Annotated in this window: 25 protein-coding genes; 6 read left to right on the top strand and 19 right to left on the bottom strand. The window is 66.1% G+C overall.

Annotated features, from left to right (window positions below):
- Positions 1-23 precede the first annotated feature (23 nt).
- Positions 24-230 (top strand): hypothetical protein, encoded by a 207-nt coding sequence (locus tag BMX78_RS05605; RefSeq protein WP_091417447.1) that lies wholly within the window; start codon positions 24-26, stop codon positions 228-230.
- A 37-nt stretch (positions 231-267) separates the two neighbouring features.
- On the opposite strand, the gene BMX78_RS05610 is transcribed toward BMX78_RS05605, so the two are convergent.
- The 16 genes from BMX78_RS05610 to BMX78_RS05685 all read right to left on the bottom strand — a co-directional run bounded on the left by BMX78_RS05610 (position 268) and on the right by BMX78_RS05685 (position 17,530).
- Positions 268-1,914 (bottom strand): alpha-amylase family glycosyl hydrolase, encoded by a 1,647-nt coding sequence (locus BMX78_RS05610; RefSeq protein ID WP_091417449.1) that lies wholly within the window; start codon positions 1,912-1,914, stop codon positions 268-270.
- Positions 1,911-2,822: a carbohydrate ABC transporter permease gene (locus BMX78_RS05615; protein ID WP_091417451.1), complete on the bottom strand. Its 912-nt coding sequence runs from the start codon at positions 2,820-2,822 to the stop codon at positions 1,911-1,913. Before BMX78_RS05615 ends, BMX78_RS05610 begins: the two co-directional genes overlap by 4 nt.
- Positions 2,819-3,859, bottom strand: coding sequence for a carbohydrate ABC transporter permease (locus BMX78_RS05620; RefSeq protein WP_286138806.1), 1,041 nt, complete (start codon positions 3,857-3,859; stop codon positions 2,819-2,821). The genes BMX78_RS05615 and BMX78_RS05620 overlap by 4 nt, the downstream gene beginning before the upstream one ends.
- Positions 3,856-5,172, bottom strand: a complete 1,317-nt coding sequence (locus BMX78_RS05625) for an ABC transporter substrate-binding protein (RefSeq protein ID WP_091417453.1) — start codon at positions 5,170-5,172, stop codon at positions 3,856-3,858. The genes BMX78_RS05620 and BMX78_RS05625 overlap by 4 nt, the downstream gene beginning before the upstream one ends.
- A 117-nt stretch (positions 5,173-5,289) precedes the next feature.
- Positions 5,290-6,288, bottom strand: a complete 999-nt coding sequence (locus BMX78_RS05630) for a LacI family DNA-binding transcriptional regulator (RefSeq protein WP_091417456.1) — start codon at positions 6,286-6,288, stop codon at positions 5,290-5,292.
- A gap of 189 nt (positions 6,289-6,477) precedes the next feature.
- Positions 6,478-7,230: an ArsR/SmtB family transcription factor gene (locus BMX78_RS05635; RefSeq protein WP_091417458.1), complete on the bottom strand. Its 753-nt coding sequence runs from the start codon at positions 7,228-7,230 to the stop codon at positions 6,478-6,480.
- Positions 7,231-7,272: 42 nt separating this feature from the next.
- Positions 7,273-8,508: a mechanosensitive ion channel family protein gene (locus BMX78_RS05640; protein ID WP_286138807.1), complete on the bottom strand. Its 1,236-nt coding sequence runs from the start codon at positions 8,506-8,508 to the stop codon at positions 7,273-7,275.
- A gap of 217 nt (positions 8,509-8,725) precedes the next feature.
- Positions 8,726-8,917: a hypothetical protein gene (locus tag BMX78_RS05645; RefSeq protein WP_091417463.1), complete on the bottom strand. Its 192-nt coding sequence runs from the start codon at positions 8,915-8,917 to the stop codon at positions 8,726-8,728.
- A 77-nt stretch (positions 8,918-8,994) separates the two neighbouring features.
- On the bottom strand, positions 8,995-10,269 hold the full coding sequence (locus BMX78_RS05650; RefSeq protein ID WP_091417469.1) for an AGE family epimerase/isomerase: 1,275 nt from the start codon (positions 10,267-10,269) through the stop codon (positions 8,995-8,997).
- Positions 10,270-10,330: 61 nt separating this feature from the next.
- A complete protein-coding gene (locus BMX78_RS05655; protein ID WP_091417472.1) occupies positions 10,331-11,074 on the bottom strand; it encodes a sulfite exporter TauE/SafE family protein in 744 nt (247 codons plus the stop codon).
- A complete protein-coding gene (locus BMX78_RS05660; protein ID WP_091417473.1) occupies positions 11,075-12,514 on the bottom strand; it encodes an NAD-dependent succinate-semialdehyde dehydrogenase in 1,440 nt (479 codons plus the stop codon). It lies immediately after the preceding gene.
- A gap of 52 nt (positions 12,515-12,566) precedes the next feature.
- Positions 12,567-13,382 (bottom strand): carbohydrate ABC transporter permease, encoded by an 816-nt coding sequence (locus tag BMX78_RS05665; RefSeq protein WP_091417476.1) that lies wholly within the window; start codon positions 13,380-13,382, stop codon positions 12,567-12,569.
- Positions 13,383-13,386: 4 nt separating this feature from the next.
- On the bottom strand, positions 13,387-14,346 hold the full coding sequence (locus BMX78_RS05670; RefSeq protein WP_091417478.1) for a carbohydrate ABC transporter permease: 960 nt from the start codon (positions 14,344-14,346) through the stop codon (positions 13,387-13,389).
- Positions 14,343-15,629, bottom strand: a complete 1,287-nt coding sequence (locus tag BMX78_RS05675) for an ABC transporter substrate-binding protein (protein ID WP_091417480.1) — start codon at positions 15,627-15,629, stop codon at positions 14,343-14,345. Before BMX78_RS05675 ends, BMX78_RS05670 begins: the two co-directional genes overlap by 4 nt.
- An 89-nt stretch (positions 15,630-15,718) precedes the next feature.
- The gene (locus tag BMX78_RS05680) at positions 15,719-16,603 is read right to left on the bottom strand and encodes an aldolase (protein ID WP_091417483.1); all 885 of its coding nucleotides are present in this window, start codon (positions 16,601-16,603) and stop codon (positions 15,719-15,721) included.
- A gap of 12 nt (positions 16,604-16,615) precedes the next feature.
- Entirely contained in the window at positions 16,616-17,530 is a 915-nt protein-coding gene (locus tag BMX78_RS05685; RefSeq protein ID WP_091417486.1) for a PfkB family carbohydrate kinase, read from the bottom strand.
- Positions 17,531-17,666: 136 nt separating this feature from the next.
- Between BMX78_RS05685 and BMX78_RS05690 the strand changes: the two genes are divergently transcribed.
- From BMX78_RS05690 to BMX78_RS05705, 4 genes are all read left to right on the top strand, one after another.
- Positions 17,667-18,809 carry a Gfo/Idh/MocA family protein gene (locus BMX78_RS05690; RefSeq protein WP_091417489.1) on the top strand — a complete coding sequence of 381 codons (1,143 nt, stop codon included), beginning with the start codon at positions 17,667-17,669 and terminating at the stop codon, positions 18,807-18,809.
- A gap of 69 nt (positions 18,810-18,878) precedes the next feature.
- Positions 18,879-19,661 (top strand): DeoR/GlpR family DNA-binding transcription regulator, encoded by a 783-nt coding sequence (locus BMX78_RS05695; RefSeq protein WP_091417964.1) that lies wholly within the window; start codon positions 18,879-18,881, stop codon positions 19,659-19,661.
- A complete protein-coding gene (locus tag BMX78_RS05700; protein WP_091417490.1) occupies positions 19,658-20,605 on the top strand; it encodes a 2-hydroxyacid dehydrogenase in 948 nt (315 codons plus the stop codon). The genes BMX78_RS05695 and BMX78_RS05700 overlap by 4 nt, the downstream gene beginning before the upstream one ends.
- Before the next feature lie 92 nt (positions 20,606-20,697).
- Positions 20,698-21,165 carry an SRPBCC family protein gene (locus tag BMX78_RS05705; protein WP_091417493.1) on the top strand — a complete coding sequence of 156 codons (468 nt, stop codon included), beginning with the start codon at positions 20,698-20,700 and terminating at the stop codon, positions 21,163-21,165.
- Positions 21,166-21,182: 17 nt separating this feature from the next.
- Here BMX78_RS05705 and BMX78_RS05710 read toward each other — a convergent pair whose 3' ends face one another.
- Both BMX78_RS05710 and BMX78_RS05715 read right to left on the bottom strand, forming a co-directional pair.
- Positions 21,183-22,442: an MFS transporter gene (locus BMX78_RS05710; protein ID WP_091417496.1), complete on the bottom strand. Its 1,260-nt coding sequence runs from the start codon at positions 22,440-22,442 to the stop codon at positions 21,183-21,185.
- A complete protein-coding gene (locus tag BMX78_RS05715) occupies positions 22,439-22,816 on the bottom strand; it encodes a MarR family winged helix-turn-helix transcriptional regulator (RefSeq protein ID WP_373461652.1) in 378 nt (125 codons plus the stop codon). The genes BMX78_RS05710 and BMX78_RS05715 overlap by 4 nt, the downstream gene beginning before the upstream one ends.
- A gap of 208 nt (positions 22,817-23,024) precedes the next feature.
- On the opposite strand from BMX78_RS05715, the gene BMX78_RS05720 reads away from it, so the two are divergent.
- Positions 23,025-23,522 (top strand): GNAT family N-acetyltransferase, encoded by a 498-nt coding sequence (locus BMX78_RS05720; RefSeq protein ID WP_091417502.1) that lies wholly within the window; start codon positions 23,025-23,027, stop codon positions 23,520-23,522.
- Between the two features lie 35 nt (positions 23,523-23,557).
- Here the strand turns inward: BMX78_RS05720 and BMX78_RS05725 are convergent, their stop codons facing one another.
- Positions 23,558-24,892: an amidohydrolase family protein gene (locus BMX78_RS05725; protein WP_091417505.1), complete on the bottom strand. Its 1,335-nt coding sequence runs from the start codon at positions 24,890-24,892 to the stop codon at positions 23,558-23,560.
- Between the last annotated feature and the right edge of the window lie 10 nt (positions 24,893-24,902).

Genomic DNA, 24,902 nt, shown 5'->3' on the forward strand with positions numbered 1-24,902 from the left:
AAAGCCGGGTTTATCGTGGAGATATGGCTTCTCCAACGGCGCAGCTGTACCTGGATATCACCGCAAAAGGCCTGTGCATCCTCGGCGCGGCGATGATGATCTTCGGCCGCGGTGCCTGGTTCTACGTGGGCGTGGCCACGGTGGTGCTCGGAGTGTTGTTCATCGGCGGGTCGCTGATGGCCACCCGCAACCTGCGGCGCAGAGGATGGGACGGCAAGCGGCGGAGCTGATGCTCATCTGAACAACGTGCCGTCCCGCCCATTGTGCTCAGCCGCGCCGGAGCCACACGGCGTTGTCTGGCTGCAGCCAGCCATCCTCCTCCAGAGGGAAGGCACTGAAAAGCACGACGCCGGCCGGCAGCTTCGCAGGTTCGGTCCCCATGGCCACGGCCACCAGGTAGCCGCGGCTGCGCTCGCAGAGCAGCAGGTTCCCTTCCTCCACATGCCAGACGCCGCCGTCGTCCGTGCCGAACACGCCCTCGTCCCACAGCCGGCGGCGCAGGGCGATCGCCTGTGTTGCCAGCCGGAGCATGGAGTCCGGGTCCCCTTGCTGCCTGACTATGGCGTGGCCGCCCCAGTCCGCGGGCACCGGCAGCCACGGGCCGGTGGTCGGCTCCTGCAGCGAAAAACCGTGAGTCAGCGCGGGGTCCTCCGTCCAGGGGAGGGGGACCCGGGCACCGTCGCGGGTGACGCCACCGCGAGCCCACATCGGATCCACGCGGGCCTCCACGGGGACGTCAACTTCGGGGAGCCCCAGTTCCTGGCCCTGGTAGATGTAGGCGGAGCCGGGCAGGCCGAGCAGTGCCACCAGCGCCGCACGTGCCCGCCGGCTGCCCGTTTCGCCGCCGCCAAAGCGGGTGGTGGAGCGGACGATGTCGTGGTTCTCCAAGGCCCAGGTGGGGGCTGCACCATGCAGTTTCCGGGCAGTTTCCAACTCGGATCCCACGGCGGCCCAGCCAGCAGCGTCCCAGCCCAGCCGGACGAAGGCGAACGCGAAGGCCTGGTGCATCTCGTCGCCGCGGGTGTAGCGCGCGGCGCGGGCGGGCTCCAGGTTCACCTCGCCCACCAGCAGCCGGTGCGGCTGGTACTTCTCGGCGAGCCGGCGCCAGCGACGGTAAACCTCGTGGACTTCCTCCTGGTCCGAGACCAGTGGGTTGGAGCGCAGCCCGTCCACCACCGGACTGGCGGAGGGGGCGTCAGGCAGCCCGTCGGCCTTGAACAGTGCGTGGGCGACGTCTATCCGGAGGCCGTCCACGCCCTTGTCGAACCAGAAGCGAAGGACGTTTTCGAAGTAGTCGCCCACCGCGGGGTTCCGCCAGTTCCAGTCCGGTTGGCCCGCGGAAAACAGGTGCAGGTACCACTCGGTATCAGTGTCCGAACCGGGGGTGGCACGGGACCAGGCCCGGCCGCCGAACACGCTCTGCCAGTTGTTGGGTGGCAGGTCACTGGGGGCCACCCCGTCCGGTGCGGGTGCCGAGGAGCGGCCCTCGACGAAATGGAACAGCTCCCGCTCCCTCGAGCCCGGTCCGGCGGCCAGGGCCTGCTGGAACAGCGGGTGTGCCGACGAGCAGTGGTTGGGAACCACATCGAGCAGGACGCGCAGACCCAGCGAGTGGGCCAGGTCCAGGAACCGGTCGAAGTCCGCCATGGTGCCGAACAGCGGGTCAACGCCGCAGTAGTCACTGACGTCGTAGCCTTGGTCCACCTGCGGGGAAGGTTGGAACGGCGTCATCCAGATCCCGTCTACACCCAGTGATGCGATGTAGGGCAGCCGGGCGGTCAGCCCAGCTAGGTCGCCCACGCCGTCCCCGTCGCCGTCCGCGAAGGAACGTGGATACACCTGGTAAATCACGGCGGAGTCCCACCAGACATTGGTGACATTGCCCGCCGGGTGGGTGCCGCCGTCGTGCGTCATTTGCCAGCCCCCGCGGTGAGGCCTTCCACTATCCGGCGCTGGAAGACGAGCACCATGATCACCAGCGGGACCGTCACGATGACGCCGGCAGCCATCTGCTCACCGAACGGCGCCTGGAATTCTGTCGCACCGGTGAACTTGGAGATAGCCACGGTGGCGGTCTGGATCTTGGGGTCGTTGATCATGGACAGCGCGATGATGAACTCATTCCAGCTGTGGATGAAGGTCAGGATCGCGGTGGTGAACACACCCGGCGCGGCCAGCGGGAGCAGCAACTTCCGGAAGGCCTGCCACTTGGTGCAGCCGTCGATCATGGCGGCCTCTTCGAGGTCGAACGGCAGCTGTTTCATAAACGTGGTCAGGTTCCAGACGGCGAGCGGAATGGCGAAAGACAGGTTGGGGATGATCATGGCCTGGTAGGTGTTGATCCAGCCAAGATCCGTGAAGAACCTCAGCAGGGGCACCACCACGGAGATGCCGGGGAACATCGACGTCGCAATGATAACGCCGAGGATCACGGACTTGAACCGGAAGTTCAGCCTCGAAATGGCGTACGCCGCGAAGATGCCCAGGATCAGGGCGGCCACCGTGGTCACGCCCGCCACGATCAGGCTGTTCAGCAGTGCCTGGCCGAACATGGTGGAGCCGTCGAACACCTTGGCGTAGTTCTCGAGGGAGAACGGCGCCGGGAGCAGGGTGTTGTCGAAAATGTCGGCGGTGCGGCGGAGACTGGAGACGATCATCCAGTAGAAGGGAGCCAGGCAGTAGGCAATGATCAGCGCAAGGCCCACATAAACCGAATAGGAACGCCACGTGCGCTTCTGCTTCGGGTTCAGCGGGCTCGACGACGGGTTGCCGGTGCCGCTGGCAGGGTTGGCGGCGAGGCCGCGGAGGTCGGAGATGGTCATCGGGTGGCCTCTGCCTTCTGGATGCGGTGTGCTTTGCGTTCCCGGCGTTTGGCGCCCAGCTGCCTTGCTCCGGTCACGTCGGCGCCGAGCACCTTCACGAACACGATGGCCACGGCGGCAACGTAGAGGAACAAGACCACGGCAAAGGCCGACGCCGAGCCGTACCGGAGCTGGTTGGATTCGTCCCAGGCGAGCATGGACAGGGTTTCCACTGATTCCTTGCCCGGGCCGATGAGGACGAAGGGGAGGTCGAACATCCGCAGGGCGTCGAGCATGCGGAACAGGACAGCCACCAGCAGGGTGGGTTTCACCAGCGGCAGGGTGATGGACCCGAGCTGCCGCCACCAGCCCGCGCCGTCGATCTTTGCGGCCTCGTAAACCTCCTCGGGGATGATCTGCATTCCGGCCAGGACCAGCAACCCGATGAACGGAGCGGTCTTCCACACCTCGGCCACGATCACCGCCACCTTGGATGCCGTACCTTCGGCGGTCCAGAGGATTTCGCTGCCCAGCAGGGTGTTGGCAATGCCGTCCGACTGGAAGATCCAGCGCCACAGCAGGCCGGAGACCGCAGTGGGGACGGCCCAGGGGACCAGGATGCTGGCGCGGAGGAAGGACCGGCCCTTGAAGGCCCGGTTCATGGCCAGTGCCAGGGCCAGGCCCAGCACGGTCTCCAGCAGCACCGTGGTGACGGTGAAGAACGTGGTGTTGCCGAACGCGTTCAGGAACCGCTGGCCGGACTCACCGGCGAACAGGTCCAGGTAGTTGGCCAGGCCCACAAACGCCTCGCCCTCCGTAACGAAGCCGTCCGCGTCCAGGCCCGATTCTGCCCGGTACAGGGACTGGTGGATGGCCGAAATGAGCGGGTAGGCGATCACCAGGGCCAGGACCAGGAGGGTGGGGGAGAGCAGCAGGGCCGCCATCCTGCCTTCACCGGGCGTGCGGCCCGGGTTGGCGGAGGCTTTCGGTGCAGAGCCCTGCTTGCCGGGAAGATGGCCCGGCGGAGCTTGGTGCAACAGGTTGGTGTCGGTGCTCATTTGGCGGAAAGTTCCTCAAGTTTGGCCTGCATGTCCTTCAGCGCCGTGTCCGTGTTCTTTTCGCCGGTCAATGCTGCATAGGCCTCTTCCTGGATGGCCTTGGTGGTGGCGCCGTACTGGACCACCTTGGGCCGGGGCTGGGCGTTTTCGAGGGACTCAAGCAGGGTGGGGAAGAAGGGGCGCTTGGCCACCACGGCCGGGTCCTCATAGAGGCCGGCGAAGGCCGGAGCGCGGGAGCTGAGCTCAAGGCGTTTGCGGGCCTGCTCCTCGCTGGTGAAGAACTTGATGAATTCCAGGGCCGTGGCCTTGTTGGGTGTGAACGGCGAGACGGCGAGGTTGCGCCCGCCCAGGGTGGAGACGCCGGTGCCGTCCGTTCCCGGGATGGAGGTGATGCCGAATTTGCCGGCCACCTTGCTGGAGCCGTCGGTGGCGCTGAGCGAGGAGTAGAGGAACGGCCAGTTGCGCAGGAACACCACTTTGCCGTCCTGGAATGCGCGCCGGCCCTGCTCTTCGAGGTAGGTGATGGCGTCCGACGGGAAGAGCCCTTCCTTGAAGCCGTTCACCAGCAGGTTCAGGCCTTCTTTGGCCTCGGGGGTGTCAACGGTGGGCTTTCCTTCGGAGTTCACCACGGAGCCGCCCGCGGAGGCAACGGCCTCGGAAAAGTTGACGGTGAGGGCTTCGTTTTTGTCGAACTGGCCGGTGTAGCAGGACATGCCGGCCGCTTCGGGGAGGTCCAGGATTTTTTCGCAGGCGGACTTCATCTCGTCCCAGGTCTTGGGCGGGGCGGTGATCCCGGCTGCGGTCAGCAGGTCCTGGCGGAAGTAGAAGAGCGCGCCGTCGGTGTAGTACGGGGCTGCGAAGAGCGTGTCGCGGTACGTGGCTGCGTTCACGGTTGCCGGGATCATCTTGTCCGTAGGGACAGCATCCTCCGGCAGCGGCAGGACCCACTTGTTGGCGGCGAACTCGGAGTTCCACACCACGTCCAGGTTCAGCACGCTGAAGGTATCCGACTTGATCTGCGCGTTCTGGATGAGCTGCTGCCGCTGCTGGTCCGCGGAGTCCGGCAGCTCGATGAAGGTAACCTTCTCGTCCGGGTGTATCGCGTTCCACTCCTCGATGCTCTTGTTGGCGGCGCCGGAGGCATCGCGGGAGGACACGTAGTTGATCGGGCCTTTGCCTTCGAAGGCGGGCGCGCTCTGGGCTGCCTTCGGCTCCGCGGAGGACCCTCCGCATGCCGTCAGGCCGACGGCGGCGGCCGTTACCAGCGCGGTGGTGGTGATAAGTGTCTGCCAGGTGTGGCGACGCTGCCTCATGTGTTGCTCCTTCAGTGGGGTTCTTGCCTGTTTCGGGTGTTTTTGGGGCGCAGGGGATCATGACGACGGCGGCACTCGGATGTGCCGGCTGTCGCCTCTGTTGGGGCTGGTTGGGGTTTAGTTCTGTTGGGAGGGTGGCTGTGGTCCGGGCGGAGCCGTGGAGCCCCGTTCGATGAGTTTGTGCGGCATGATCCGCGGTCCGAGGTCGCGGGAGCGGAGGAGTTTCTTGACGGCCATCCGGCCCATCTCCTCAAGCGGCTGGGCCATGGTGCTCAGCGGCGGGTGGACGTGCAGCGCGGTGGAAGTGTTGTCGAAGCCCAGGACGGACACGTCCTCTGGGACCTGGCGGCCGCGCTTTTGCAGTTCGTTCACCACGGCGGCGGCCATCTCATCGCTGACGGCAAAAATGGCGGTGAGTCCGGGGTCCTGCTGGAGCAGGTGGTCCAGGCCGGGTGCGCCGCTTTCGTAGAAAAAGGTGCCGGCGGCAATGACGGGTTCGCACTTCGCCTCGGCCATCGCGCGGAGGTAGCCGCGCTGCCGGGGCTGGGCCACAAAGACCGACTCCGGGTTGCCGGCGAGCAGCCCGATGCGGCTGTGGCCGAGCTTCAGCAGGTGACGGGTTGCGTCGTAGGCTGCCTTTTCGTCGTCGATGGCCACGCTGGGCGAGCCGGACTTGTCACTGATGGCAACCGAGATTACCGGGATGGTGGGTCCCAGCAGTTGCCGGATCTCGGGCTTGATCACGGCGGACACCAGGATGACGCCGGCCGCCCGGTAGGTGCGCAAGGTCCGCAGGTAGCTGGCGATGTAGGCGGATTTCGCGCCGGTGCGGCCCAGCATGACGGCGTAGCCGCGTTCCTGCGCCTCCTCCTCCACGCCCTGCATCACCTGCGAGGCGAGGGCATCGGACACCATTGGCGCCAGCAGGCCGATCACCGAAGTCTGCCGCGTTTTCAGGCCGCGGGCGAGGGAGTCGGTTTCGTAGCTGAGCTTCCGGACTGCCTCTTCCACGCGCTCGCGGGTCTCTTCCGAGTAGCCCACCAGCCCGTTGACCACGCGGGAGACGGTGGCGGGAGATACGCCGGCGTGCAAGGCGACGTCCCTGATGGTGACCACTGGTTCTCCTTGAGGCTTTACTGCTGCTGGGCCGGCAGAACGCAAACGGTTTACGTAAACGGTTACGTGATCTGCCTCAACAACACTAAAGGGGGAGAGGCCCGAGGCGTGCCTGTTTCCGAAACAGCGGCGGGAGGCGGCACCCAGCCGCCTCCCGCCGTCGTCTGTTCCTCAGCCGTTCAACAGGACTCAGGTGTACATCAGCGAACCCGGTGTGGTGAGCTTCTCGCCGGTTTCCAGCCAGGTCTTCAGGCCGGAAAGGATCATGGGCCAGCCGCCGTAGAGCTGTTCGTTGGCGCCTTCGCGGAGGTCGCTGTGGGTGACGGTGAGGCGGCAGGAATCGCCCACGGGCTCGATGTCCCAGGTGACCTTCGAGGTTCCCTCGGCCTTGACGTCCTCGCCCCACAGCGCGCGCATGGTCTGCACCAGCCGGCGCGGCGGGTCCACCTCCAGATTTTCACCCTCGCCCAAGGGTGCGCCCGCTTTGACGTTGTTCATGGTGAAGCTGCCGCCCGGGCTCCAGTCCGATTCGATGGTGTTCCCGAACTGGTACTTGCTGCGGATGTCACTATCCGTGATGGCTTCCCAGAGCCGCTCGGGCGTGGTCTTGATGTAGATCTCGAAGATTTTTTCCATGGGACTTTCCAATCTGGATTTGAGGTCGCTGAGGCCAGCGGCCCATGGTTCGGCGTACTTGCTCACCCAGCGGTCGTGGACGAGCCGGATGGGCACCGGATTCAGGAAATGCAGCTTTTCCCGCCCCCGGCGGCGGACCACCACGAGTCCGGCCTCTTCCAGGACCTTGAGGTGCTTGGCGATCCCGAAACGCGTCATGTCGAAGCGGCCCTCGAGGGCGCCGAGGGTCTGGCCGTCCTCCCGGAAAAGGTCGTCAAGCAGGTCCCGGCGGGTAGGGTCTGCGAGTGCCTTGAATACGGCATCCATAGGAACCATGATAGGTGACCATATGGTCACATATCAAGGGTTTTAGTTCCTGGAAGCCAGCGTCTGGTCCCGGTCCTGGAACACCTCGTCGCCGGGGCCGGTGAAGGCGCGCGAACGCTGGACGGCCTCGATCGAGCCGGTGAACAGTTGGGACTCCTGCGGGTCCGCCGGCGTTCGCGAGCCATCCCGGGCGGAGGTGCCCAGCCCCCGCAGTGGCTGCTGACGGCGCGGGGAGGCGCCGCCGTCGGACGCTGCCTCGGTCCAGCGCTGCTGGGGGAGTGCCTCCGGATGCCCCTGCTGGAGGAAGGTGACCATGGCCTCACGAATGAGGCAGCGCAGGTCGAAGAGCGCGGCGCTGTCCGCGGCGCTGACCAGGATGCGGACGCGGACGAACCCGCCGGTGGCGTCGGTGATCTGCAGGACACCTACCCGCTCATCCCACAGGTCCGTGCCGGCGAGGACACTGCGCAGTTCGGCGCGCATGTCCTCCACGGGGGCGCGCCAGTCGAGGTCGAACTCCACGGTGCCCATTACCTCGGACTGGCGGCGGGTCCAGTTTTCGAACGGTGTGGTGGTGAAGTAGGTGGACGGCAGGATCAGCCGCCGGTCGTCCCAGATGTGGACCACCACATACGTCAGCGTGATCTCCTCGATCCGGCCCCACTCCTTCTGGACCACCACCACGTCATCCACGCGGATGGCGTCCGTGAAAGCAAGCTGCATGCCCGCGAAGACGTTCACCAGCGAGGTCTGCGCGGCGAGGCCGGCCACGATCGAGATCACGCCGGCGGACGCCAGCAGCCCGGCGCCGAGGGCCTGGATGGCCGGGAACGTGAGCATCACCGAGCCCACGGCCAGGACCACCACCAGGGCAACGCCGATCCGCCGGGCCAGGATCATCTGCGTCCGGAGCCGCCGGGCACGCCGGTTGTCCGCAACGTCAACGCTGTACCGCCCGAGCACCACCGCTTCGATAATCAGCAGGACAGCCACGCCCAGCCAGGCGAGGGAGCCGATGAGGGCTATCAGCAGCAGATGGTCGACGCCGGGCAGCCAGTTTTCGCCCCCGGCCGTCAGCCCCAGCGCGGTGCGGACGCCGATGAGGCACAGCGCCAGCCGCAGCGGTTGGCGGGCAACGCGGGAGGTGGCCTGCAGTTCGGGGCGCTTGCGGTTGAGGCGCAGGACGAGCTTGCGCAGCAGCCAGGACAGGACCAGTCCTGCGGCCACAGCAAGCGTGACGGCAATGAACGGCATGGCGGGGTTGAGTAGGTCTTGCATCCGTTAACCACTACCAAGTTCGGCTGGAGGGGTCGAAATTGACTTGGACTGGGCGTGGTGCGTGCACTCCTCCCCGGTTACTCCGTTGGCTGCCCCCGCTGGTGGTTAGCAACCCCGTTATCCGTGCGGTTGTTGCCGGCCAATGCCTGATACCCGGGCGGCCAACTGGCCTGGAACGCACGCCGCAGCCCCGGGCGTGGTGTCGTTGAACGCCCAGCTATCCGCGGATACCGAAATCGGTGTCCGTGTAGGAGCCCGGGCGGGCGGCTGATCCATGGCGGCAGTTGCAGTTGCTTTCAATTTCCACGCGGACCGTCACTGGCTGTCCGGCTTCAAGCCGCAGGCTGATGGGCTCATTGGTGGAGCTGGAAACGCGGATGACAGTTTCTTCGGGGGAGATGGCAGACATGGCTGTCCTTTCGTTGGTGCGAAGTCGTCGTAGTGGGTATGGGACTGATGCGGCCCTGGCCCGGGCGGGCCCCGGAATCAGCGGGCGGCCGGTTCCTTGGCTTGCACCGGTGCATCGAGCCGTGAGTCCAGCAAGCCTGCCGCGACTGCCGGAGCAAGCCCTGGCGCCAGCGGGAGGCGCGGGACCACCAGGCAATGCCAGAGGTGGTAGATGTCCGCTTTGCCGGACCACACTGTGGAGGTGACGTTGCCCTTCTCGTCGAGTTCCTGCTTCCAGGAGCCGTGCTCGTAGTCGATGAACCAATCGCGGGCGTGGTCCCAGATCCGCTCGTACCAGTCGGCGTACTTCTTCTCGCCGGTGGCGATGTAGAGGGCTGCCGCGCCCCCGATTGCCTCTGCGGGAACCCAACGGATGCGCGTGGTGACAACCGGCTTGCCCTCCCAGTCGACCGTGTAGACAAATCCCGGATGGCCGTCCGGCTCCCATGCGTCGCGGATGGCAGCGTCGAACAGGCCCCGCGCGTCCTCAAGGAGCCATTCCGGGACGTCCAGTGCCCGGGCCTCGAGCCCGGCACGGAGGTGCAGCAGCAGCCGCGCCCACTCAACCCAGTGACCAGGTGTTCCGCCGTAGGCCCGGAACTGACTGGCCCGGTCATCGGTGTTGTATTCGGGCATGGGGTTCCACTCCGGGTCGAAGTGCTCGAAGACCCGGTAGTTGTTGTTGCGCGCGAATTTGTGGATGAGCACCTCGGCAATGTGGAGGGCCCGTTCCAGCCAGCGGTCCTCCCCGGTCACATCAGCGACGATGAGGTACGCCTCAACCGAGTGCATGCTCGCGTTCCCGCCGCGGTATGCCTCGGTTTCCGTGAAGTCCCGGTTCCACGAGTCGAAGCACATATTGGCCTCGTGGTCCCAGAATTTCGAGTCCGCTATCCGCAGCGCCTCGTCGAGCAGTTCCCGGGCTCCGGGGCGCTCCGCCGCAACGGCGCTGGCAGCAGCGAGGAGCACAAAAGAGTGCTGGTAGCCGGACTTGGTGTCGTTCACTGGACCGTTCTGGTCCACCTCGGCGTACCAACCACCGAACTCGTCATCGTGGAGGGCTCCGTTGAGGGCGGCAATGCCGTGGTCGACGAGTTTGCCGGCACCCGGGCGTCCCATCAAAGCGGCGACAGCGAAACTGTGCACCATCCGCGCGGTAATCCAGAGATGGGTCGGCTTGTCGGAAAATACCACGCCGTTGTTGTCGAGCCAGCCGAATCCCGTAGGAACCTTTGAAGCCGCGGCGAAATTGATCAGCCGATCGGTTTCCGCCTCAAGCCATCGTGCGTGAGCGGCACTGTTCAGCCACGTCATGTTATTTCCTCTCTCTGGTGCAAGTGCTGGTGCAAGGTTGCTGGTGCAAGTGAAAATCAGGTCAGCCGGCGGCGTCCAGGACCCCGCGGACAATCGTGGCGGCCGCTCCCAGGTAGGCCAGGACAATCAGCAGGAGCTGGGCGGCTCGGGCGGGAACGAACTTCGAGGCAACGTCTCCCAGGATCAGGCCGGCGAGGCAGGCCGCAGCAACAGCTGCCCACATGGCAAACGGGAGGGCAGGAAACGAGGCAGGTGCCGTGAGGGCTTTGGACACGAGGGAGAACGTGCCAATGGTGAAGAAGTAGGGCTGCATGGTGGCCGCGAAGGACTTGTGCTGCCAGCGGGTGGCGATGGAGTACATGCTGACCGCCGGCCCGCCCACACCGGCCGCCGTGTTCATAAAACCGCTCAGGCCGCCGGCCGTCAACAGGTAGCGCCGGCGGGGAGGCAGCACCGCGGATTTCAGGACCAGCAGCACCGTCAGCCCCACGGCCAGGATCACGCCGATGGAGATTTCCAGGACCGCCGCCGGGATCAGCCGGATCAGGAAAGCGGCGGGGACAATCCCCAGCAGCGCCGACGCCGCCAGCGCCGCGTACCGCTTCCAGTCGATGTCCCGCACCACCCGGAAGATGATGGCCCCCGCTGTTACGGCACCGCAGAGATTGACCAGGACCACTCCCTCCACCGGCCCCAGCAGCAGGACCAGGAAGGGAGCCGCGACCAGCGCGAAGCCCATCCCCGTGATGCGCTGCATCCCTGCGCCCATCACAACTGCGGCCAGCACCAGTCCCGTGGTCAGCACTTACGGCCGCCAGGCCACGTACTGGACCTCCTCGAACTCTTCCAGGCCCAGGTCCGATCCTTCGCGGCCCAGGCCGGACTGCTTGACCCCGCCCATCGGGGCAAACGCCACGGACGGCAGGGGATCGTTGACCCCCACAATGCCGGCTTCCAGCCGCTCCGGAACGTCCCAGGCGCGTCTGGCATTGCCGCTCCACACGTAGGCGGCGAGTCCCATTTCGGTGGCGTTGGCCTTGCGGATCGCGTCCTCCTCCGAGGAGAAGGTGACGATGCCGGCCGCCGGGCCGAAGACTTCTTCACTCACCAGGGGTGCGTCCCCGGGGACGTCCATCAGCAGAGTGGGTGCCATAAACGCGCCTTGCCCAGGGACGGATGTCCGTTGCGTGACGCGGCGGGCACCGCGCTCCAGTGCATCGTCAACGAGGGATTGCACGGCCGAGACGCGGTGGGCGTCGATCATCGGGCCAAGGTCCGGGACGGGTGCTCCGCCGTCGGGAACGCCGTGCCCGATGCTCATTGCATCGAAGCGGGCGCCCAGCTTCCGGGCGAACTCTTCGGCAATGCTGTCCTGGACCAGGAAGCGGTTGGCCGCCACGCAGGACTGGCCGGTGTTGCGGAGCCGGCCCAGCACCGCACCCTCGACGGCGGCGTCCAGGTCAGCGTCCTCGAACACAATGAAGGGCGCGTTGCCGCCGAGTTCCAGCAGCGGCCGGACCACCCGCTCCGAAGCTGAGGCCATGATTTGGCGGCCCACGCCGGTGGAGCCGGTGAAGCTGACGGCCCGCACGGCCGGGTGCTGGAGCAGTGCGGAGGTGACGTCCCTGGAGGGGCCGTGGACCAGGTTGACCACCCCCGCCGGGAACCCGGCGTCGTGCAGTACCTCGAACAGCCCGGTGGCTGCGAGCGGCGCTTTCTCGGAAACCCGGCCTACCACCGTGCAGCCGGCGGCCAGCATGGCGGCCAGTTTCCGGGCCTGGATGGACACGGGAAAGTTCCAGGGCGTGAGGCTGAGCGCTACGCCGATGGGCTTGCGGAGGCTGAGGTGGCGGCGGCCGTGCAGCTCAGGCGGGCTGACAGTGCCCGTGGAGCGGCGCACCTGCTCGGCGAACCAGCGGAAGTATTCCACGGAGAAGTCCACCTCGCCCTGCGCCTCGGGGAGCCGTTTGCCGGCTTCCAGTGCCAGGGTGTGGGCCAGTTCGTCCCGGCGTTCGGCCAGGAGGTCGGCGGCGTTGCGGAGCAGGTCCGCACGGTTGCGGACCGTGGTGCGGGACCAGGAGGCGAAGGCCTCGGCGGCCGCATCGGCCGCCAGGGTGGCGTCCTGGGCGGTTCCCCAGGCGACCTCGCCCACGGTGCCGCCGTTTCCGGGATCCGTGACGTCCTTCGACGTTCCGGCCGCATGCCAGGTGCCGTTCACCAGGTGTCGGGCTGATTTGAGGTTCACTGATGTGCCTTTCGTTGGGCCAGGCGGGGTCGGGTCATCTCGTGCCGGCGCCTCATCCTTTGCTTGCGCCGGCCGTGATGCCGGCCACGAAGTACCGCTGCAGGAAGATGTACGCCACCACCACGGGCAGGGAGGCCAGGATGACGCCGGCGAACAGCAGCGGGTAGTTGGTCTGGAACTCGCCCTGGAAGCTGAGCAGTGCCAGCGGAAGGGTGCGGTTTCCGGGGGACTGGATGAACAGCAGCGGATACAGCAGTTCGTTCCAGTGGATGACGAAGAGGAAGATCGCAGCGGCGGCGATGGACGGAGCGGACAGCGGCAGGGCGATCGAGACGTAGGTCCGCCACGGACCGGTTCCGTCAATGGAGGATGCTTCGTACAGTTCGCGGGGCAGGGTCCGCATGAACCCGCCCAGGATAAACACGGCGATGGGCAGGGTGGACACCACGTTGGCCAGGATCAGGCCAGTGAGGTTGTCGAGCAGCCCTAACCGGCCGAACAGGACGTACAGCGGCACCATATTGGCCTGCGCCGGGATGGCCATGCCCAGGACCAGGAAACCGAAGATGGCCCAGGAAATGAAGCCCTTGAGCCTGGACACCGCGTAGCCGGCGAGGCTGGCCAGGAACAGGGTGAGCGGCACGGAGACGGCGGTGACAATGACGCTGTTCCAGAAGGAGGAACCCAGGTCCTGGCCGCCGATCACCTCGGCGTAGTTGGCGGGGGAGGGGGACTGCGGCAGGGTGAACGGCCCGGCAAAGAGTTCCTGCGTGGACTTGAAGCTGCCGAACCCCACCACGGTGAGCGGAACGATGATGATGACCGCGTAGATTGCGAGGATTCCGCGGCGGGTTATTGACGCGAGCATGCTGTCATTCCCCCTTCGGGGTGAGGCGGAGGAGCCGGCGCTGCAGCCAGGTGACCAGGGCGATCATCGCCATGAAGATGATCGATTGGGCGGCGGCGTAACCGAACTCCGAGTTGGCAAAAGTGCTGTAGATGCGGGTGGAAAGGATGTCCAGGGAGCTCTTGGGCGGGTTGCCCGCGATGCCCAGGATCAGGTCGAACGCCTTGAACGACTGGACGGTGGTGTAGGCAACCACGATGGAGGTTGCGGGGGCCACAAACGGCCAGGTGATGGATTTGAACTGCTGCCACTTGCCCGCGCCGTCCATCTCCGCGGCCTCGTAGAGTTCGCGGGGAATGGACTGCAGGCCGGCGATGTAGACCACCATCATCTGGCCCGCGTGGAACCACACCTGGGTGACGGCCACCCAGTACAGGGCCTGGGCGTTGTTGCCGAGGTAGGAGCCCTGCAGTGCGTCCAGGCCAACAGTGCCCAGGGCCGCGTTGGCCAGGCCGAAGTTGGGGTCGTAGATGAACTTCCAGATGAAGGCCACGGAGACAGAGGACAGGATGGTGGGGAAGAAGAACAAGGCACGGAGCAGGATGCTGCCGCGGGAGTTCTTTGTCAGCAGCAGGGCCAGGATCAGCGAGAACGCCGTCTGCGCGATCACCACCAGCAGCACGAACTTGAGGTTGTTGGTCAGCGCGTTGGTAAACAGCGAGTCCTTGGTGAAGGCCCGGATGAAGTTGTCCAGCCCCACATAGTTGAAGGCCGCCGAGAACCCGTTCCAGTCCGTGATGGCGTACTGGAAGGCCTGCAGGGTGGGCATCACCAGGAAGAACGCGATGATGGCGACGGCCGGAAGCGGAAAGAGGTACAGCGCCGGATTCACCCGGGTGGGGGACCGGCGGCGCTTCTTCGCACCGGTTTCGGTGTATGTGTCCGGCGCCCTTCGCTCCGACGCCGTTCCGGGATGGATGCTCATAGCCGTTCGTCAACAATCTTCTGGGCGGCTTCGGCTGCCTGCTCAGGGCTGGTGCCGGAGATGACCGCCGTAGCGCTGGCTTCCACGGCGTTGCGGACGTCCAGGTTCTGGAACTGGAACCGGGCGGCCAGGGCCGTCTTCTTGTCCAGCCACGGGCTCAGGCGCTTGAGGTCCGGGTTGGTGTATTCCACGTCCTTGACGGACACGTGCTGGGCCGTCTGGTTGGCGTAGTAACCGGCGTTTTCCGGCTCGGACAGGAAGTCGATCCAGGCCGCGGCGGCTGCCTGGTTCTTGCTGGCGGCGTTGACGCCCAGGATGAACGTGGCGTTATAGGCGCCCTCATACTTGCCGTTGCCGTCCGAAGTGTTGGGGAACACCAGCTCGATGGGGAAGGTCGCGCCCAGCCCGCGGACGGCGGCGATGTGGTACGAACCGGTGGCCAGCATTGCGGCCTTGCCCTGCGAGAACAGGTTCTGCGCCGGTTCCACCGCCGTGCCGGTGGCGTTGGGCTGCAGGTACGGGACCAGCTGCTTGTACTGGTTCAGCATCTTGATGAACCAGTCGTCGGTGCACTTGAGCTTGCCCTGCTCGATCTGGGCGCACATGTCATCGACCGGTGCGTTGTTGGCGACCATGCAGTTGAACAGCTGGCCGCCGTTTCCCACATCGCCGCCCGGCCAGGAGATGGGAACCACGCCGGAGGAAGCGAGCTTTTCGCACATGCCCAGGAACGCATCCCAGTCCTTGGGCGCAAGGTCGGCGCCGGCCTTGTCGAAGAGGTCCACATTGGCCATCGGCATCGGGAACACCACCTGGTACGGCAGTCCCAGCTGGCTCTCGCCGGACTTTCCGGCGGACAGCAGGCCCTCCTGGTAGTTGGAAACAGCCTTGCTGTTCTTGAGCTCGGTGTAGATCCCGGCTTCGGTGAAGTTCTTGAACTGGGCGCCGCGGAAAGTGGCGAAGGCGTCGCCGATGGCTGCACCCCGGACCTTCTGCAGGCCCTGGGCGTTGTAGTCGTTGGAAGTGGAAATGTCTTGGGCAACCTCCACGCCGTCGTGCATTGCTGCGAAGCGCTTGATGAGTTCGTCAAACACCGCTTTGTCCTCGCCGCGCCAATGCGCGAAGGACACCCTGCCGGTGACGTTGCCGGTGGCGGGTGCGGCCGGTCCGGTGGCACCACCGGGTGCAGTGGATCCACCGGGTCCGGCGCATGCTGCCGCGGTGGCGCCGAAGCCCAGCGCCCCGAGAATGGCCATGGCCTGCCTGCGTGAAATCTGACTCACAATAATCTCCTCGTTGAGTTTGCTATGCCTTGTTACTTGACTGTGGAAAAGCGGGTGGGCACTGCCAGGACGCTGGCGCTCCGGGAGCGCTAGGCGTTCGACCTCTGCGACGAGACGACGTCGTCAACCACGGCGCAGAGGCGCTGCAGCCGGCGGACGGCGTCAGTGGACAGGGATTCGACGACGTCGGGCGCACCGATGCAGGATGCCCAGACGGCGCGTCCGGAGAGGAAGCCGCTGGCGCCTTCCAGGCAGGCCCACCGAACGGCGTCGGGGAAGACGTCCTCGGGGACACCTGAGGACAGGACCACCCACGGGCCGTCGATGGCGTTGGTCAGTTCGGCGCAGGCTGCGCGGACTTCGGTTTCGGGTGCCTTGCCGTGGAAAGGTACCTCAGCCTTGTAGAGGTCAGCGCCCAGGCTGCCGAGTTCCTTGGCAGCGGCGAGAATGCCGGCGTTCCAGTCGAAGTCGCCGCCGGCCAGGGGTTTGCGCGAGACGGGTTCGATGATGCTGATGAGTCCGGCGGACCGGCAGATTTCAACGAATTCGCGGACCATGGCCACGCGGCCTTCGGCGGGCTCGTCCGGGCGGTACAGCACCAGGAGCTTGAGGGCCTTCACTCCCAGGGCCTTGTATTTGTGCGGGTCCACCAGGCGGTCGATGGTTACCTCGCCCACCAGTTCGCCGTGCGCCGATTCGAAGTGGTCAGCGGAGGCGATCAGTCCGCAGCTGGGGTCCACCACGTTGTCTGCGATGGCCTGGTCCAGCGCGAACTGGCGGTCGATCAGGACGCCTGAGGCGTACGGCGTGAGGATTTTGGCGGCCTGCAGCTTGAAGTCCTGCAGGTCCTGGTCCGTGACGGGGGCTTCCTGGTGTTCGGCGATCATGTTGCGCATCGCTTCGCGCTGGTCCACGGCGAGCATCGCAAAGGCGCCGGAGGGGCGTTGCAGTGGGGAAAGGTCAGTGGCGGTCATGTGCTGCTTCTTTCAGCTAGGCAGGTTGGAGGCTAGGACGGGTTTGATGGTTTGGCGGGGGATGGCGGAGCGGCCGTCGAGGCCGGCGCACGATGCGGACGCGGTACGGCCGGCGAAAGCGGCGGCTTCGACCAGCGGGAGGCCGGCGGCGACGGCGGCGAGCAGGGCGCCGTGGTACACATCGCCGGCACCCAGGGTGGAAACGATGGTGGCCGGCGTGGCCGGAACGTGGACGGCTTCGCCGCCCCGTTCCAGGACCCAGGCACCGTCAGAGCCGGCGGTGGCGACGACGGCGGAGGCGCCGTCGTCGATGGCTTTCCGGAGCAGGTCCCCGGCGGAGTGGTCCGCGCCGTAGTCTGCGCGGAGCCGCTCGATAGTGGGGACGTAGAGGGCGACGCCCTGCGGGCTGAAGGACGGGATAGGGTTGCCCGCGTCCACGCTGATGTTCGGCCGATCCGGGGTGAATCCGGGCGCGGAAGCGACGGCGTTCCAGCCCAGGTGGTCCACGTGGACCCAGGCTGCGGATGCGAGCAATTCGTGGAAGCGGCTGCCGGCGGGGAAACTGACGGGCGGCACGGGGCGGGTGACGATGGCACGGCTTTCGGTGGCCTGGCTGACCACGATGACGCTGGCGCCGGTCTTGACGGTCGAATCACGGATCACGGCGGACGTGTCCACGCCTTCGGCCTGCAGGCCAAAAATAATGCGCTCGCCTTCCTCGTCCGTGCCGAGGACCCCCGCGAAGGCTGTGCTGGCACCCGCCCTTGCTGCCGCAACGGCTGCGGTGGCAGCCGGGCCGCCGCCCGCCGTCGCGAAGTCTGAGGCAACGGTGCGGCTGTCCGCGGCGGGGTAATCCTGCACCAGGGCGATGGAGTCAAGAGTGGCGCAGCCTACGAAGAGCAGGGTTCCGGTTGACGGTTGGGGCACGTTCCACCTCGTTGTAGTTTCGGCTGGTATTGAAGAAATATACACACGCTATGTTGGAAAAACAACACTTTCTGTATAGTTGTGTTTGGGATGCAACGCCGCGGTCCCCCCTCAACGTAGAGAAACGGAGCAACTCATGTCATTGCCTTCTGCGGAACCGGTCCGGACAATTCGTTACGGCCTTATCGGGGCCGGCCACATGGCCCGCGAACACGTCAGGAACCTTGCCCTGATCCCTGGAAGCCGGATCACTGCAGTCTCCGATCCGCAGCCGTCCTCTCTAACGGAAACCGCTGCGGAGATTGGCTACGAGGTGCAGACTTTTCCGTCCCACCAGGAGTTGCTGGCATCCGGCCTGGTGGACGCGCTGGTGATCGCCAGTCCCAACGACACCCATCTGGGCATCCTGAAGGACATCTTCGCCAGCGGCACCAATCTCCCGGTGCTGGTGGAGAAGCCCGTATGCACCACCGCCGAGCAGGCGGATGAACTCGAGGCGCTGGCCGCCAGCTACCCGGCCCCGGTCTGGGTGGCGATGGAATACCGCTACATGCCGCCGGTGCAGGAAGTCATCCAGGCCGCGCACAATGGCAAGCTCGGCAATATCTATATGCTCTCCATCGTGGAGCACCGGTTCCCGTTCCTTCATAAGGTGGACTCCTGGAACCGCTTCGCGGAGCGGACCGGGGGCACCCTCGTTGAGAAGTGCTGCCACTTCTTCGACCTGATGCGGCTGATCCTGCAGGACGAGCCCGTGCGCGTCTACGCCAGCGGAGGCCACGACGTGAACCACATGGACGAGGTATACGACGGCCGGGTCCCGGACATGATCGACAACGCCTACGTGATTGTCGACTTCAAGGGCGGCCGCCGCGCCCTGCTGGAGCTGTCCATGTTCGCCGAAGGATCCAAGTTCCAGGAGCGGATCTCCATCGTGGGTGACGCAGCCAAGATCGAGACCCTCATCCCGGTGGCGGCAAACCACTGGATTCCCGGAGACGAAGCCGAAGCCACGGTGGAGTTCAGCCCGCGCTCGCCGCTGGGCCCGGAAAAGCACGAGGTTCCGGTGGATGAGGCGGTCCTGGCAGCGGGCGCGCACCATGGTTCCACCTACTACGAGCACCTTGGTTACCGGAAGGCCATCCTGGGTGAAGGACCGGTGGACGTGACGGTTGCCGACGGCCTCCAGTCGGTCCGGATGGGCCTGGCCGCCGAGCGTTCAATTGTTGAGGGGCGCCCCGTGGAGCTTGCGAATGCCGGCGCCGGGGTAGGTCAGTAAGTAGATTGGTGTTGGAATAGCAACATGTGCCGGGTCGATGCCCGGCACATGGGGCAGGAAGAAGGGGAAATGAGCACCGCACGTGAAGAGGGCCCGCTGACGCCCCGCCAGCGCACTATTTTGGACGAGCTGGGCCGGCGGGGCTTCATTTCCACCACCGACCTGGCCGAGACCTTTGCTGTTTCTGACATGACGGTGCGCCGGGACACCCGGGTGCTGTCCAAGCGTGGCCTGGTCCGGGTGGTCCACGGCGGCGTCAGCGCCCTCCACACCGGCGGCCAGAATGCGGATTTCGCGGCCCGGGTCCGGGAGGATGCGGACGCCAAGCAGCGGGTGGCACTGGCCTGCGTTGAAATGATCGGGGAGCGGGACGCCATCATCCTGGATGCCGGAACCACCACCTACCAGATCGCGCAGGAGCTCCCCGCCTCCTTCACGGGCACCATCATCACGCACTCGGCGCCCGCCATTCAGCGGTGCCTGCAGCTGACGGCGGCGCGGACCATCTGCCTGGGCGGTGAACTGCTCCTGGACAGCCAGGCGTTCAACGGTCCCATGACGGTCAGCGCCGCTGCCGGCCTTCGTGCCAAGACGGCCTTTATCGGCGTCAGCGGGATTCATGACGAGGCGTTTTACATTGAGCGGGACGTGGAGCGCGCCACTAAGATCGCCCTCATGAACTCTGCGGAACAGGTGGTCGTAGTGGCCACGCACCAGAAGATGCTCCGGTACGCACTGGCCCGGCTGGCCGCATTTGACGCCGCGGACGTGCTGGTGACCGACGCACCACCGCCGCCGGAGATCGAGGACGCCTTGGGCGCCGCCAACGTGAAGCTCGTGGTGGCTGCATGACCGGGCCGCTGCGGGTGGCCCTGCCCGATCAGAAACTCATGGATGCGCTGGAGGCGACTGCCGGCGTCGAACTTCTCCTCTGGGACCTTACCGGTCCCGCCCCTGAGGGCCGGATCGACCTGCTGGTGCCGCCCTACATGGGCAAGCCGGGCGCGCTGGCGGCCCTGGAGGGCGTCGACGTTGGGCTGGTCCAGAGCCAGTCCATCGGGTACGACGGCGTGGCGGACGTGCTGCCCAAAGGGTGCCTTTTCGCCAACGCGGCGGGGGTGCATGAGACGTCGACGGCGGAACTCGCCCTGGGCATGATGATCGCCAGCCAGCGTGGCCTAGCTGATTTTGCCCGGAACCAGGCCAGCGGAATATGGGACAACAACCAGCGGCCCAGCCTTGCGGACCGGCGCGTGCTGCTGGTGGGTTACGGGGGAGTGGGCAAGGCCATCGAGGCACGGCTGCTGCCGTTCGAAACCGAAGTGACCCGGATGGCCAGCCGAGAACGCGAGGACGCCGACGGAAAAATCTACGGGATCGACTCCCTGTATGAGCAGCTGCCGCTGCACGAAATTGTGGTGGTGAGCGTTCCGCTCAGCGAGCAGACCCGGCAGCTGGTGGACGCGAAGTTTCTGGCGGCAATGCCGGACGGGGCGCTGCTGGTGAATGTGGCCCGCGGCCCGGTGGCGGACACCGACGCGCTTCTGGCTGAGACGTCTTCCGGCCGGCTTCGGGCTGCCCTGGATGTGACGGACCCTGAGCCCCTGCCGGCCGATCATCCGCTGTGGACCACGCCAGGCGTGCTGATCACACCGCATGTGGGCGGGGCGAGTTCGGCGATGTTCCCGCGCATGGTCCGCCTCGTCAAGCGGCAGGTTGGGCTGATGCTGGAGGGCAAGGAACCGGTGAACGTGGTGCTGGATGTTCCCCAACGCGGGGTCACTTCCGGCCCTTAAAACTCTATTTTTTGGGCCAAAAGTGACCCCGCGTTGGGGCTCCACTGGCTTGAAGCTACCCAGGCGGGGTCCCCGCTCCTATGCTTAGGGCCATGTCCACTTATGAAGTCCGCCGCAGCGCGGTCATCCCTGCTCCCGCCGAAGACGTTTTCCCGCTGGTCAACAGCTTCCACGAGTGGACCAAGTGGTCGCCCTGGGAGACCGTGGACCCGGGCATGAGTCGGCGCTACTTCGGCAATGAGGCCGGTGTGGGCGCAGGCTACGAGTGGAGCGGCAACCGCAAAGCCGGCAGCGGAACCATGGAGATCGTCGAGTCGGAGCCATCCAGCCGGATCCACGTCCGCCTGCAGTTCACCAAGCCGTTCAAAGCCCTGAACCCCACCACCTTTACCTTCACCCCCGTACCCGGCGGCACCGAGGTCAACTGGGTGATGACCGGGGAAAACAAAGGCGCTGCCAAGCTGTTCGCGCTCCTTATGAACATGGACAAGCTGGTGGGATCGGACTTCGAACGCGGGCTGAAATCGCTGTCCGAAGCAGTGGCGGCCCGGAAGAGTTGATCCCCACAGCCGGCCGGTTAGACGGCCGGCTCGCGCCGCCTGCGGAACACTATCCTGAGATTGTCCCGGAAGCTGAGGCTGTTCCGGCGGCTCACCACAATGACAGCGAACAGAGCCGTTGCCAGGACCACGGCACCGCCGGCGGCCACCGACCAGCGGGCGCCGAACTCAGAGCCGATCCAGCCCATCAGCGGCGCACCCACGGCAGTTCCGCCCTGGAGGATGGCAAGGTACAGGGCCAGCACCCGTCCGCGGAACTGTGGCTCCACGGAGAGCTGGATGCTGGTGTTGCAGCTGTTCAGGAACGTGATGGATGCCAGGCCAACCGGTATAAGCACGGCGGCATAGAGCCAGAACGACGGCGATACGCTGCCCAGGAGCGTGAAGGCACCTAATCCCAGCGCCCCGCCCAGGAGATACCGCAGCCGCGGGCCGGCCCTGCGCGCCGCGAGCAGCGCCCCGGCCAGTGTGCCCACCGCCATAATGGAGCCAAGGAGCCCGAATTCACCGGGTCCCACCTCGAACTCGATGGTGGTCATCAGGGCATTGGTGATGGGGAAGTTCATACCGAAGGCACCCAAAATGCCCACCATGAAGAGGATCAGCACCAGATCGGGCCTCTGGCGGACGTAGCGCACGCCTTCCGCCACCTGGTGTTTGCTGCGGGACGGCCGGACGGCAGGGACCAGTTCCGAAGTCCGGATCCGGAACAGCGAAATGATCACGGCGGCAAAGCTGGCCGCGTTGAGCAGGAACACCGGTCCGGTGCCTACCCATGCGATGAGCACACCGGCGATGGCGGGCCCGGTGAGCCGTGCTGTGTTGAAGGACGCGGAGTTCAGGGCCACCGCGTTGGAGATGTTGTCCTGCCCCACGAGTTCGGAAACGAACGCCTGGCGCGACGGCGCGTCGATGGCGCCGGCGATGCCAAGGCAGAGAGCGGCCAGGTAGGCATGCCAGAGCTGGGCGGTGCCCGTGACCACCAGGAGTCCCAGCACCAGCCCAGTCACACCCATGGCCACCTGCGTCCACAGCAGGATGACACGCTTGCGGTAGCGGTCCGCCAGTACTCCGCCATAGGGGCCGAGCAGCAGCATGGGCAGGAACTGCAGGCCGGTGGTGATGCCGAGGGCGGCGCCCGAATGGTCGGTGAGGACAGTCAGCACCAGCCAGTCCTGCGCCACCCGCTGCATCCAGGTCCCGATGTTGGACACAATGGCCCCGCCGGCCCAGATGCGGTAGTTGCGGTTGTCCAGGGCCCGGAACATGGCGCTCATTTTCCGCTCATCTCCTGCATGATGTGGGCAGCCCGGCTCAGGATCTGCCGGTCCTCTTCGCTCAGTCCGGCCACGCGCTGGGCCAGCCAGGCCGTGCGCTGGTTTCGGGCTTCCGCCAGGACTGCCCTGCCGCCGTCGGTGATATCCACGCGGACCTGGCGGCCGTCGTCGGGATTGGCAGCACGGGACACGAAGCCCTGGTCGGCGAGGGCGTTGACGATGCGGGTCATGGAGGGGGCCTGCACGTGCTCCCGCTCGGCCAGTTCACGGAGCGTCGTCGGGCCGCTGCCGTGCAGTTGGGCCAGCACTGTGTATTGCCCGGGGGTGATGACGTCGCCGGTGGCTTCGACGCGGAGCCTGCGGGATGTGCGCATTACGGCTGTGCGGAGCTCGATGGCGAGGGTGTCGGCGGTAGAGGATTCCGTGGTCTTGCTGTTGTCGGTTTTGGTTGTGGTCACTGTGGTGTTGCGCCTCCCGAAAATGCTTAGCATTGCTAATTAGTCCTGCTAATAAGTATGCTTCTGCGCAGGACTCAGGGCAAGGGTTCTGAAGGTTGACGTTCATCACTGGTTAGGCTGGGGCATGGATTACGTGCTGCGCCAGGCCACTCCTGACGATGCGGAAGCCGTGGTGCTGATGCACACACTGGCGCACGAGGAGTGTTATCCCCACCTGCTGTCCCCGGCCTTTTTTGCGGCCCGCCGGCAAGCAGTTCCCGAGCGGGTGGCCCGCCGTCGTAATCACCTGGACGTGGAGGACCCCCGCATCCTCGCTGTGGACGCCAACAACGAGGTGGTGGGATTTGCCGACGCCGGACCAGGCCGCGACGAGGATGGTCCCGTTCCGCTGGAGCTGTATTCGATCTACCTCCTGGACCGCGCGCAGGGGATGGGTTTGGGGACGGCCCTGCTGGGCGCGGCAATCGGGGAGTCACCGGCATACCTTTGGGTGCTCGAGGACAACGTAAGAGCCCAGGCTTTCTACCGCAGGCTCGGCTTCCGGCCCGACGGCAGGCGTGGAGTGCTGCCGCCGGAGTGGGAAGGCCTGCCGGAGATGCGGATGGTCCGGGCGGGCCAATAGGCGGTTACGCTGCGCTACTGGCCCGCGTCAAGGACCTACAGTTCGTTCCGCACCACCGCGCCCTGCGCCACCACAACGCGCACCTTCTCCAAGGCGGAAGCGTCGGTGAGCGGATCGGCGTCGACCACCACCACGTCGGCGAGTGATCCGCGGACCAGCCGCCCGACGTCGTCCTGTCCAAGCAGGCGGGCCGCGTGGACGGTGGCGGACTGCAGCGCTTCGAGCGGCGAGAGCCCGGCCTCGGCGAGCAGGCGCGCCTCGGTGCCGATGGGCGTAACGTCGGTGCCGAAGGAGTCGGTGCCGGCCACGATTGTCACGCCCGCCTCCTTTGCTGCACGTACCGCGGCCTGCAGGATGGGCGTGTACTCCTTGCCCCGCGCGGCCAGGATGGGATTCGTGGAAGTTGCCATGCTGGTGATCGCGTCCATGGTGGGCGTGAAGAAGGTGCCGCGTCGGGCCATCTCGGCAATGGTGTTTTCGGAAACGAAGACACCGTGCTCCACGCTGCGCACCCCGGCGCGCACTGCGCCGTCGATACCTTCTGCGCTGTAGGCGTGGCACAGGACGCCGGCCCCGTTCGCTGCTTTGACCACGGCGGACAGCTGTTCCTGGTTGTACACCAGCTCGCGCGGATCCTGCTCGGGGAGACCGGCACGGGGGTTGGCGCGGGTCTTGATGACCTTGGCGCCGCGGCTCAGGTTCACACGGGTGAGGTAGGCCAGATCCGAGGTTTCCTTGACGCCGCCGGAGAGGGTGGCCAGCGGTGCAAGGTCAGGATCGGCCAGGAGTGAATCGCCGAGGTCAGGCGAGATGAACAGGCCGGCGGGCGTCATCCGCGGGGAAACGCCGGGCGCCCACCCCGGGAGGGCGGCAAGCGCCACGTCCTGATAGAAACTGCTCGAACCGCTGCGCACGCTGGTGGCGCCGCCCTGCAGGATGGCGCGGGCGTCGGCGAGCGCGTTCGCGTGGACGTGCACATCCACCAGACCGGGGAGCACCCACCGGCCCGAGGCGTTCAGGACCTGCGCACGCCCGGCGACGGCGGCCACGGCCTTCCGCGTCTCGTCGCGCGTTCCGGCGGCGGTGACTTTGCCGCCGTCGAGCACCACAACGCCGTCCTCGACGGCGTCTCCGGTCTTGGGATCGACGATGGTGCCGCCTTCGATGATCAGAGGCGGGTTGGTGAGGGGGCTGCCGGGGTAGTTGGGACCGGAGGGCCGGTCCCCGGCATGCGCGGCCGGGGCACCCCCAAGCTGGGATGCGATGCTTGCCACTGAGATTCCGGCGAGGGCTGCGGCGCCGGCGAGGATTCCGCGGCGGGGAAGCCTGGCGCCGGGTGTGGGGGCAGAGGTGTGGTCATGAAGGCACATCGTTGTCTCC

Origin of the sequence: Arthrobacter sp. OV608, assembly GCA_900110595.1 — a bacterium.
In the GTDB taxonomy this organism is placed as follows: Bacteria; Actinomycetota; Actinomycetes; order Actinomycetales; family Micrococcaceae; genus Arthrobacter.